This window comes from Pluralibacter sp. (assembly GCF_019237635.1).
GTDB lineage: Bacteria > Pseudomonadota > Gammaproteobacteria > Enterobacterales > Enterobacteriaceae > Enterobacter_B.
The window spans coordinates 1-11,361 of sequence record NZ_JAFAGS010000141.1 but is presented as its reverse complement, the minus strand read 5'-3'; the positions used below and the strand labels follow the sequence as shown (position 1 = coordinate 11,361).

Genomic DNA, 11,361 nt, shown 5'->3' with positions numbered 1-11,361 from the left:
AGGCCTGATAAAGATTGGCTTCGTTAATATATTGTTCTCATCGTTACCGGCCGGTACCCACACGGAGTTGGTGATAGTCGCCTTTTTCTCCTTCTTCATTTTTGTCAGCATCATGATATTAGGCAGCTCATCAACCTTTAATGCGTTTGCCCCCTTCGCGGCTGAAATGGCCAAAACCGGCGGCGTCTCGGCCACAAAGGTATTACTTTCCATGTACTATTCTGCGGGTTTTGGCCGGGCATTTTCACCGATTGCAGGCTTTATTATTGCCGTTGCCGGTTTGGTTGGTCTGAAACCTTATGACTTAATCAAACGCAATGCCGTACAGCTTGCCTGCGGTTATGCGCTCACCTTAACCATAAATTATTTTATTGCTTAACATACCTGGGGGTTCGCTGGCGGAATAACGACAGTGAGCTCCCTGTTCGTCACGTGGTTTTTGACCCACCTGGAGGAGGCTATTTTGCATGCACATCTTCAGCGATAGGTAAGCGTAAATGTTGCTGTGCCATCGGCTTTACCCGCCGTAATTCTTGACCCCGTCTGGTAATATCGAGCCTGAAGTCTGACCGCCTCGGCACCACCTGACTCAGAGGTGTCATACTCAATTTCTCGCCCGAATACGACGGGCGTCCCCCCGATACCAGGTCTTCCGCCACCAGAACGATACCAGAGCTGAATACCTACACCTGTCGCGGCCATATCGCCTTTCTGATTATCCAGCTTCATAACACCAGGCACCCCGGAAACATCAGCCACCGCGTCAATTCGAACGTTTATTCGGGTCCCCTGGAGACAATTAAGCTGGATATCAAAAATGTGCCACGGCGTTACGCCAGAACCGCTAAACTCCGATCTCAAACGTCGTCCCAAAGGGACATACACATCAGGAGAACGTAACGAACATCCTGTAGGAACAATATTCCCCCCACCAGAAACCCGTAATATACTGACGTACATCCCACCTACGCCATAAGCAGTGTAACCGCCCGTCTTCATTGTTCCACCTGAGATTGCTCCCGTTTTCACTAATTCAACCTTCCATTTTGGTCCCACGCCCCAGGTTAACGCACCGGGTCCGTTCATGGTCTGAAAAGGATCGGTTGGCACCCGTATTGCCTGGCCGTTTGCAAGTATCCAATGAATCCGAATCCCGACACCATCAATGTTGGTAGCGGCAACACCATCACCGCGGGTAACCCGACCATTTAAATATTTCACACCCAGCGTATTTCTCCCCGTACAGTTCACATATTTTTCACCATTATGATTTTCACTAACTTCGGTTTCATAAAAAACACTGCCAACGGGTAGGTCAGGCTGAACCGCCAGGCGCTCAGGGAAATTAAGCATCAGAGGACGATTTTGCCAACCATTAACAGGAGAGCAATCAGCATATGCCTTTAGTATTGACATTAAAATAATCATCAGAAATAGCCACAGAAGAAAATAATGACGGAATTGCATTAGCGGCATACCTCACTGAGATGCTGTACTGCTGTCCGAGCAGAGGGGGATAGTTTTAGCGTTACCACACACGAGCGTGTTTTATTCCACGCTACTGTCAAATGCTCTTCAGACTGAAGCCCAGATAAATAAACGAGTCCTTCACTACCTACAATACCTGTTTCCCCCGATGATGCAGTCACAATAGCGCCGAACGGCACCGTTCGTCCTTTGTATAACAGCGACAGTAAAATCCGGGCGCCTACATGTGTGTTATAATTTGCTATCACGATAGCACCCTGCGTTGGAATGACCGCTTTTACCGCCTCAGTGACATCAATATCACTGTCCATTGATTCAACATCGAGGGTAATATTATTCTGCCGATATGGACTTATATAAGGCGCAATAGCATTACCCCAACTATCCGTCATCACCCCAGGATAATCTCGTAATTTTACCCCATTGACTCCCGGCGTCCTGACTATTGCAAACTGATCGGAGAGGGGTTGTGAGAGTGTCACCCCATAGGGATGGATAACAATCCCACCCTTCAGACTATAATTTAACTGTCGGCTATTCCCGCTGTTGCTGTACCCTGCGCCGATTTCCGCATAGCGCCCTTTATAGTCGGCGCTCAAATTTCCACTGGTACCGTCTTCGTGCGAGTAATTTTGCTGTATACTGTAGCTTAAATTCCGGTTATCCAGCACAGTCCCGTTTATTCCCCCTTGTATGCCCATATGCCCTTTACTTGCACTGGTCATACTCATATTTGCCCAACTCCCTGTAGAAAAATATTTCAACGGAAACTGGAAATTTATCGCCAGTTGCCTGTCTTTATCAGCAGAGTCCTCTCGTGACTGGCTTAGACTATAAAGTATGTTGTAACTGAAACCATAAAAACTGCTATTCCATCCACCGCTTAATGTCAGCTCATTCTCTTTTTTATGCCAATAACTTTGTTGGTATGCCGACAGAAAAAAAGAGCCCACATGCCCTATTGGCTGGCTAATATCCAGTTGCAGTCGCTGGCGGCGATGATCGCAACAGCCATTATGGGTTCTGGCATCAATAGCATCCGCAAAGGTATAAAAATTGCTGGTCGAATAGCGATAACCCGCTAACATGACATTCGTTCCGGTCGTTTGTACACTTTTTGAATAGAGTAACCGATAGGAACTTCCTGTCCCTTCTTCCGCTTGAGCCAGTGTTACATCAACAGAGACTGCCCCCAGTGATCCAAACCCTATCCCTACCCCTAACGCCTGGGAATGATAGTCCCTGGCATATTGGGTTCCCCCTAAAATGGTGACGCCATAAGGGAGGCCATACATCGCGGTCATTTGCACAAAGGCGGGTTCATCGGCGTGATGATGATACTTTCCTACCGTAGTCGCGTATTTCAACCGCCCCTCACGCTGCATTAATGGTACCGCTGAGTAAGGCTGGGCAAAAGTATGTTCACTGCCATCCGCTTCCCGAACAGTAATGGTTAAATCCCCTCCAGAAACTACCGGATAAAGGTTGGTCAGCGTAAACGCGCCAGGCGCCACATAGGTTTGTAAAATGGTGTAGCCATTTTGTTTTACCGTCACCTCCGCGTTTGACTGCGCAACACCGCGAATCACCGGAGCGAACCCACGTTGACTATCCGATAACATATTATCGTCAGATGCCAGCTGTATACCCCGGAAAGGCACACCATCAAAAATATCTGCAGTAGTATAGCTATCACCGAATATAAGCTGACTTTTTAAAAAGGCGATATCACGTTGTATAAAACTATTGATCGACTGCCAGGTACTTCCTGACTTATCATTATATTTCCAGGTTGAATAATTACGAAAACGAAATGCCCCTAAATTAACACCACTTTGTAAATTCGCATAATAGCTATTGCTATCAGCATGCTCCCAACCCTGACCGCCACTCACACTATAGTTAAGCAATCCAGCGGTAACCCCCTCATCCCACCTTGAACTATCAATAGCATTTCTGTCCTGGTTATCCGTTGCGGCCTGAGGAATACTAATATTCAATTTCTGTTGATTAAAAATAAACTCTACGGATGCCATAGGTATAATACGCTCAATGCTATCTACAGGCAGATCATTATTCTTTTCAGATAATGACATGAACCTGTCAATATGCACTCCCCAGCGTTTGAGCATCGCGGGTGTAATCTGAGGTTGTAAGCGTCCCTGTTTATCGTTAACAAAACGGATATGTTGCTCGTCACCTTGTATTTTACCATTAATATATACCGTTACTAAATAAACGCCAGGAACACTCTCTTCCCCTCTGATAAAGGATGAAAGATCGATTCCTTGCACTGGACTATCCAGCTCCAGCGCATGGATATTAAACGTTTCTCGTGCATATAAGGAGAAATGGCTCAGTAGCACCAACGTGACCACCAGGTGATATGATATTCTGGCCATAATACTGCATACCTACAATTGATGGTGAACCGCAGGGACGATACCGCCATAATCATTAATTGCCTGCCAACTCACCCGGGAAGCCTTTTCCACCGACAAACTAATATTTCCTTTCGGTGGAATCATGCTGACATCATTATATTCCTTACCATCAACTTTGAATGAATAAAACGATACATAATATGCCCCTGGGTTAGTAATAGTCAGTCGTTTATCTGTATAATCCACCTGCAAATTCTGCCAGCACAGCTCTGGTGTTCCAGCAAGATTGCTCGGGCGATAAAAAAGCTTAATTCTGGATTTAACGACCATCTGCAATGTATTATCCTGTAATGCACTATCATCTATAGCAGGAATAGACTTTACATTTAGCCAAAACAATGACTCACGATCCTGTGGTAGTATTCCGCCAGTAAATACCACTCGAAGCAAATTTTCACCCCCGGGATTTATACGAAAAAGTGGCGGGGTAATAATAAATGCTGATTTCTGCCCAGAGACATCTGGTTCAATCCAGCTTTGAACTAAATAGACACCAGAGGTTTTGTCACTCATCACACTCACTGATACTGTTTTTTTATCTGCAGGATATATAACTCGAGTACCGCCAATAACAACCCCTGCCAGCACTGAAGAGGTAAACAGCACCATAAAGAGCATCACGATGTACTTTTTCAGGTTAACGCTCCGTATGTATTAATGATTACTTATAAACAATCGTAAATTGTGTCGTGGCATTGGCAGTGCCAACAGTCACAACCGCTTTGGTTGAAACATAACGGGCAGTGAAATCAAGAGTATTAGTCCCTGTTGTCAATGGGAATTCACTGGACGAAGAATGTAATGGAATCTCACGGCCTGTTTTATCAGCAATCTGTACCGCGACGCCATCGGCTTTTCCACTCTCATCATCTAATGCCAGTAAATTAGGGTATAACGTGTCACCATTGCCATCAAATACAACCGTTGCCCCAGTAACAGTATCCGGACACGATTTTACAACCAGGCTAAAATGCGCCGCTGATGCTCTTGTACCCACAGTGCCATTCAGTGCACTCTTCGCAACTTTCCCTAATGTTACCGTCTGGTTTTTGGATGAACTATCCACACTGCAAGTTTGGTCCGAAATACTACCGACAAACCTAATAGAACCATCTTCAGCCATAACGCTGCAGGTCACCAAAAATAATAAGCTTAAAGCAATTTTCATATCAAATGACACTCCAGGCATAACATCCCCCTTGATACCTGATTAAAAACCCGTCTTTTTAGAAAAAAAAGATACGACATCTTCTTCATCTACTGATTACAGAAATTATATTGACTAATTTTTATGAGCAGATGTATTTTATTAATTGAAATTTATAGCATTAAGAATTGCCTTACAAGACGCAATTAGTCTACACCCGGACTCACCAATGAATCACAGGCAATACATTAGATTATTTACTATTAACGGTGTGTTTATAAAGGAAAAACAAAACATGGATACTAAAGGAATGTTCAAACAAGATATATTGACAAAATCGATGAGGCCCGAAGAAGATATAGAAAGATTGATTAATTCCGTTGAAAATAAAGGAAAATTCGTTACAATCGCCAAAAGGCGACATATTAATCTGGCACCACGAAATGAACCACATTGTCTGGTTTTACTCAAGGGCAGCATGGCGCTGTGCAGAATCAATGATGGAATAGTCATTAATTCAGAGTGTGCACCATTCATCTTTGGTGCAAACACAAGGCTGGCATATTCGCAGCACATTTATGTTAGAGCAAATGAAACCTCAGAGTTATTCCTCGTCCCGCGAAGTGTATTTTATGATGAAGTGGCCCGACTCAACCTTTGGCAATCATTAGCAACACTTCAGGATTATACCTCCGCAAAGGTGTATGCCCATTGCTTGACCGTCTCACAACTATCTTCTTACGATATTATTCGCACCCATCTTTTGAGACTGATGGAGGAACCTGAAGCGGTGAGAGGCAATATTACCGCAGCAAACTATATTCTGGATCACTCCTTTCTGTCTCGTAGCGGGGTTATGAAAATCCTGGCTCAGCTCAAAAAAGAAGAGTGTGTCCACTTATCACGAGGTGTATTAATTAATATTACTGATTTACCAGAGAAATTAACAATGTTTTATTCAAAACCAAAATCCAAACACGATAATAAGTAAAAACACCGCGCGATAGTGTAGCCGGGCTTGTTAAATCAGCACTTCGCTAATATGGATGCATCACCCGTGTCGCCAAACACCGGTGAACACGCGGTCCCGTGCATCCTTAGTCTTTTGTTTCACAATCCTGTGACATACTATCGGGTAACCACACAGCACGGCTGAAACAAGGAGCGAAGGATGAACACGAAGGGTGCCGGTCTGACCCCTGAACAGGCGCTGGACCAACTGGAAGCGCTGTATAACCAATCGGTCGCCGCGCTGCGCGAAGCCATTGGACGCTATATCAACGACAACACCCTCCCCGATAGTAAAGCCCGCGCAGAAGGGCTTTTTGTTTACCCGGCGCTGTCGGTTTCCTGGGATGGCGAAGCGCACAATGCGCTGAAAACCCGCGCCTGGGGCCGCTTCACGCATTCCGGCTGCTACACCACCACCATCACCCAACCCGCGCTGTTTCGCAGCTATCTGCTGGAGCAACTCACCTCGCTGTACCAGGACTACGGCGCGCATATCGTGGTGGAGCGTTCGCAGCACGAGATCCCCTATCCCTACGTGATTGATGGCTCAACCCTGACGCTTGACCGCTCGATGAGCGCCGGGCTGACCCGCCACTTTCCGACCACCGAACTGTCGCAGATTGGCGATGAGACGGCAGACGGGCTTTTTCACGGAACCGAGTACTACCCGCTGTCGCATTTTGATGCCCGCCGCGTGGATTTTTCTCTGGCGCGCCTTCGCCACTACACCGGCACACCGGTCGAGCATTTCCAGCCGTTCGTACTGTTCACCAACTACACCCGCTATGTCGATGAGTTCGTCCGCTGGGGCTGCAGCCAGATCCTCGACCCCAACAGCCCCTATATCGCGCTCTCCTGCGCTGGCGGCGTGTGGATCACCGCCGACACCGAAGCGCCGGAAACCGCAATTTCCGATCTGGCGTGGAAAAAGCACCAGATGCCTGCCTGGCACCTGATCACCAACGACGGCCAGGGCATTACGCTTATCAATATTGGCGTCGGCCCGGCGAACGCCAAAAATATCTGTGACCACCTGGCGGTGCTGCGCCCGGACGTCTGGCTGATGATCGGCCACTGCGGCGGCCTGCGCGAAAGCCAGACCATTGGCGATTATGTGCTGGCCCACGCCTACCTGCGTGATGACCATGTGCTTGATGCCGTACTGCCGCCGGATATCCCTATCCCGAGCATCGCCGAAGTGCAACGCGCGCTGTACGACGCCACCAAGCAGGTGAGCGGCATGCCGGGCGAAGAGGTCAAACAGCGCCTTCGCACCGGTACTGTCGTCACCACTGACGACCGCAACTGGGAGTTGCGCTACTCCGCCTCCGCCCTGCGCTTCAACCTGAGCCGCGCAGTGGCCATCGACATGGAGAGCGCCACCATCGCCGCCCAGGGCTACCGCTTTCGCGTACCGTACGGCACCCTGCTGTGCGTGTCCGATAAACCGCTGCACGGCGAAATAAAGCTGCCGGGTCAGGCCAACCGTTTTTATGAAGGCGCAATCTCCGAACACCTGCAGATTGGTATCCGGGCGATTGACCTGCTGCGTGCCGAAGGCGACAGGCTGCATTCACGCAAACTGCGTACCTTCAACGAACCTCCGTTCCGTTAAGTTTCAGGAAAAATACATGACCACCTCTACACCGCTTTCTGCTTTACGTAGCCTGCTGCTTGCTGATGGTTTAGACGGCATGATTGTGCCGCGCGCTGACGCCTGGCAGAGTGAATATGCCGCCCCGTACGATGACAAACTGGCCTGGCTCACCGGCTTTACCGGCTCCGCCGGGCTGGCGCTGGTGCTGCGCGAAAAAGCGCTTATCTTTGTCGATGGCCGCTATCAGGTACAGGTGCGCGAAGAAGTGGATCTCAGGGCCTGGGAAATTCATCATCTGCACAATGAACCGCTGGATATCTGGCTCGCGGATAACCTGCCTTCAGGCAGCCGCATCGGTTTTGAGCCGATGCTGATGGTCAACAGCCAGTATGAGGCCCTGAGCGCCACTCACTGCGCACTGGTGCCGATGACCGACGACCCGCTCAACGCCCTGTGGCATAACCGCCCCGCAGCGCCTCAGGGACCGGTTCGCGAAATGCCGCTGGATGTCGCCGGGGAAAGCAGCGCCGGGAAACGCGCGCGCATCGCCGCCTTGCTGGCGAAAAAAGGCGCCGACTATCTGGCGATTACCCAGCCGGACAACATCGCCTGGCTGCTGAATGTGCGCGGTTCGGATATCCCGATGAGCCCAGTGCCGCTCTCCTTCGCCCTGCTAAGCCACACCGGCGAGCTGGAGTGGTTCATCAACAGCCAGAAAACGGCGGGCCTGTCCGATACCCTGCTCTCCACGCTGACGCGGCTGCCGCAGGAGGCGCTGCTCTCGCGCGTCGCCCAACGAGCGCCAGGCAAGCGCATTCTGCTTGATGCCGACAGCGCCCCGGTAGCGTTGCGTTTTGCCACCGAACAGCACGGCGGCAGCATCCTGTGGGCCACTGATCCCATTACCTTTATTAAGGCGAAAAAGAATGATGTCGAGCTGGAGGGATACCGCGACAGCCACCGCAACGACGGTGCGGCGTGGGTGAACTTCCTCGCCTGGCTGGCGCAGGAAGTCCCCGCGCGACTGGCGGCGGACACGCCGCTGACCGAACTGGAAGCGCAGGCAAAACAACTGACCTTCCGCCAGCAACAGGAAAACTTTATTGAGCAGAGCTTCGGCACCATTTCCGCCGCGGCGGGAAATGCGGCGATGTGTCACTATCACAGCAGTGAAGCGACCAATACCGCCATCACCAATGCCAGCTTCTACCTGAACGATTCCGGCGGTCAGTACCATAACGGCACCACCGATGCCACCCGCACGCTGGCCTTCGCCCCGCTCGATCCGAAGCGCCGCCTGCACTACACCGCGGTACTTAAAGGGTTCCTGTCGCTTATCACGCTGCAGTTCCCGAGCGGCACCTGCGGCCATCAGATTGATGCCTTCGCCCGCCGCGCGTTGTGGGAGCTGGGGCTGGATTTTGACCACGGCACCGGACACGGCGTCGGCCATCAGTTGCTTATTCACGAAGCGCCGCAGCGCATCGCCAAAAAGGTGAACCCGTGGCCGCTGGAGGCGGGTAACATCATCACTATTGAGCCGGGGTATTATCTGGGCGGGGAGTACGGCATCCGAATTGAGAACCAGGTGGAGATCGTCGAGTCCGCGCCGGGCTTCTGCCGCTTTGCATCGCTGACGCTGATCCCTATTGATCTCAGCCAGGTGGAAATGCACCTGCTGAGCGAGCAGGAGAAACAGTGGCTCGATGAGTACCACCAGTCGGTGCGCGAGACCCTGTCACCGCGGGTGAACAGCGATGCGCGCCCGTGGCTGTTTGCCGCCACAGCGCCGGTTTGGGGCCGATGAGTTAATGCAGAAAGAAGCCGGGTGGTGCGAACCTACCCGGCTGACTCAATAGCAGGATTACCACATATACTTGATAGCGACAGCTGCTATATTATCGGTTGAGATCTTGGTGTTTTTGGTAAAGGTATTATCATTGAGCAGGTTAACTTTGTAATCCACGTAGGTCTGCATATTTTTGTTAAAGTTGTAGGTGAAACCAAAATCAACAAACTTCACCAGATCCTGGGCGTCGTAAGTATTACCCTTTTTGTCAGTGCCTAAATCATTACCCCGGGTCTGGTTATAGGCCACAAACGGCACCAAACCATTGTCGAAGGTATATCCCGCATAAAGTTCAACGGCCTGAGATTCATTGGCATAACCATAAGCTGTATTGCTCGCTGAACCAAACTTGGTGGCGTTATACGCCTGAGTATACATTGCGGCCAAATAGAGTTTGTTGGCATTATATTTGATTGCGCCAGTGTATCCTTCCGCTCTTTTCCCGTTGCCCATAATGCCAGCGGCATTATTCTGCGTATCAAGCCGATTGGAATTAAAGAATGCCCCTGCGACACTCACCCCAATATCGGTATCGTAACTCAGAGAAGCGCCATAGCCATCACCGTTTTGGTTTAGTACGTTACGACTTGAACCCGCATTCTCTCCCTGATATTGCGCCGCAAACTTCAGACCATCAACCAGGCCAAAGAAATCGGTGGTGCGATAAGTCGCCAGGCCGTTAGCGCGTTTGAACACGAAGTTATCACTGCTATAGGTGGAACCATCGAATTCAGGCTGCATATCCGTATAGGATTCCGCATCATAGAGAATACCTGTATTTCGGCCATAATCGAAGGAGTTGTTCCCGGCAAATCTCAGACCGGCATAAGCATAACGAGTCCAGCTGTTATTGGATGTTGAGCTCTCCGTTTGGTTCCCTTGAACCTGATACTCCCAACGGCCAAAGCCGACTAAGTTATCATTGATTTGCGTCTGGCCTTTGAATCCAAAACGCATATAACTCATGTCGCCGTTTTTATTACTGTCGGATGAAAAATAATGCAGACCATCAACAAAACCATATAAATCTAATTTATTACCATCTTTGTTATAAATTTCTGCCGCCCCTGCAGTGACAGACATCAGTAAGGAAGGCACCAAAAGTGCAATGATTTTTGCTTTCATCGTGAATATCCCTTGCTATTTTTTATGAGTGCTTAATTATAATGGTGGCGATAATATTCAGAATAATAAATCCAATAAACACAGACAGTTTAAAATGCATCAGCCAACCATTCTTATAGTGAGTAAAACTGAGACACCATCACTTCTGATACATATTTTTATGCTGATAATTTTTTAATCGTCTATTGTCTGTTGAAGACATGACGATCGCTGCATCCTCACTCCGCTTTTTCTATGCCGAAAACAGTGAATCGATACATCACCGCACATTTCACCGTAACAAATTACACACAATAAATTTACACCATTTCCCTTTCGCTGTGGCGGACTCACTCCCAGGGCTGCTGGTGCGCTGCATTTTACGTTATTAAAGAAAAGTTTCACGCTGAAACACATTCATATAAAAATGTAACTTTATTACAAATGTAATGATATTGTTATGCAAACAGCAAATAAATCTACTTAAACACCACTATTTAAATTTTTAATGTTGCCGATTTTATTTTTGGGACCATATTTTAATCTTTCCACTTAAATAAGATTATTTTAATAGCCAATCGACTTTATTAAATAAATTAATAGGTGATTTTTCTGCCTAATGCAGAACGGCACAGGAAATAATTCAGTTGCAGTAGCAAGAGAGGGCGAGCGCATTACTCAGCGATAGAAAAGCAAAAAGCCTGCTCGAAAGCAGGCTTTT

General features: G+C 48.7%; 9 protein-coding genes. 4 read left to right on the top strand and 5 right to left on the bottom strand.

From position 1 onward, the window contains the following. Nucleotides 1-379, top strand: a 379-nt coding sequence (locus JO226_RS16250; protein WP_293606804.1) for a hypothetical protein, incomplete at its 5' end; no start/stop codon positions are given. Between the two features lie 98 nt (nucleotides 380-477). On the opposite strand, the gene JO226_RS16245 is transcribed toward JO226_RS16250, so the two are convergent. From JO226_RS16245 to JO226_RS16230, 4 genes are read right to left on the bottom strand one after another with little or no spacing between them, the layout of a single operon-like run. Then, entirely contained in the window at nucleotides 478-1,467 is a 990-nt protein-coding gene (locus JO226_RS16245) for a fimbrial protein (RefSeq protein ID WP_293606803.1), read from the bottom strand. Then, nucleotides 1,467-3,890: a fimbria/pilus outer membrane usher protein gene (locus JO226_RS16240; RefSeq protein ID WP_293606802.1), complete on the bottom strand. Its 2,424-nt coding sequence runs from the start codon at nucleotides 3,888-3,890 to the stop codon at nucleotides 1,467-1,469. Before JO226_RS16240 ends, JO226_RS16245 begins: the two co-directional genes overlap by 1 nt. Before the next feature lie 12 nt (nucleotides 3,891-3,902). Next, on the bottom strand, nucleotides 3,903-4,541 hold the full coding sequence (locus tag JO226_RS16235) for a molecular chaperone (protein WP_293606801.1): 639 nt from the start codon (nucleotides 4,539-4,541) through the stop codon (nucleotides 3,903-3,905). Nucleotides 4,542-4,593: 52 nt separating this feature from the next. After that, nucleotides 4,594-5,100: a fimbrial protein gene (locus tag JO226_RS16230; protein ID WP_293606800.1), complete on the bottom strand. Its 507-nt coding sequence runs from the start codon at nucleotides 5,098-5,100 to the stop codon at nucleotides 4,594-4,596. Between the two features lie 274 nt (nucleotides 5,101-5,374). On the opposite strand from JO226_RS16230, the gene JO226_RS16225 reads away from it, so the two are divergent. The 3 genes from JO226_RS16225 to JO226_RS16215 all read left to right on the top strand — a co-directional run bounded on the left by JO226_RS16225 (nucleotide 5,375) and on the right by JO226_RS16215 (nucleotide 9,494). Next, a complete protein-coding gene (locus JO226_RS16225) occupies nucleotides 5,375-6,070 on the top strand; it encodes a helix-turn-helix domain-containing protein (RefSeq protein WP_293606799.1) in 696 nt (231 codons plus the stop codon). Between the two features lie 180 nt (nucleotides 6,071-6,250). After that, on the top strand, nucleotides 6,251-7,705 hold the full coding sequence (locus JO226_RS16220) for an AMP nucleosidase (protein ID WP_293606798.1): 1,455 nt from the start codon (nucleotides 6,251-6,253) through the stop codon (nucleotides 7,703-7,705). A 16-nt stretch (nucleotides 7,706-7,721) separates the two neighbouring features. Further along, on the top strand, nucleotides 7,722-9,494 hold the full coding sequence (locus tag JO226_RS16215) for an aminopeptidase P family protein (protein WP_293606797.1): 1,773 nt from the start codon (nucleotides 7,722-7,724) through the stop codon (nucleotides 9,492-9,494). A gap of 57 nt (nucleotides 9,495-9,551) precedes the next feature. On the opposite strand, the gene ompC is transcribed toward JO226_RS16215, so the two are convergent. Beyond that, on the bottom strand, nucleotides 9,552-10,661 hold the full coding sequence (gene ompC / locus JO226_RS16210; RefSeq protein ID WP_293606796.1) for a porin OmpC: 1,110 nt from the start codon (nucleotides 10,659-10,661) through the stop codon (nucleotides 9,552-9,554). Between the last annotated feature and the right edge of the window lie 700 nt (nucleotides 10,662-11,361).

Bases quoted from the DNA above. Each gene is read 5' to 3' on its own strand.
- JO226_RS16215 (WP_293606797.1), top strand. From the start codon at position 7,722: ATGACCACCTCTACACCGCTTTCTGCTTTACGTAGCCTGCTGCTTGCT.
- JO226_RS16235 (WP_293606801.1), bottom strand. From the start codon at position 4,541: ATGGTGCTGTTTACCTCTTCAGTGCTGGCAGGGGTTGTTATTGGCGGT.
- JO226_RS16245 (WP_293606803.1), bottom strand. From the start codon at position 1,467: ATGCAATTCCGTCATTATTTTCTTCTGTGGCTATTTCTGATGATTATT.
- JO226_RS16220 (WP_293606798.1), top strand. From the start codon at position 6,251: ATGAACACGAAGGGTGCCGGTCTGACCCCTGAACAGGCGCTGGACCAA.
- ompC (WP_293606796.1), bottom strand. From the start codon at position 10,661: ATGAAAGCAAAAATCATTGCACTTTTGGTGCCTTCCTTACTGATGTCT.
- JO226_RS16230 (WP_293606800.1), bottom strand. From the start codon at position 5,100: ATGAAAATTGCTTTAAGCTTATTATTTTTGGTGACCTGCAGCGTTATG.
- JO226_RS16240 (WP_293606802.1), bottom strand. From the start codon at position 3,890: ATGGCCAGAATATCATATCACCTGGTGGTCACGTTGGTGCTACTGAGC.
- JO226_RS16225 (WP_293606799.1), top strand. From the start codon at position 5,375: ATGGATACTAAAGGAATGTTCAAACAAGATATATTGACAAAATCGATG.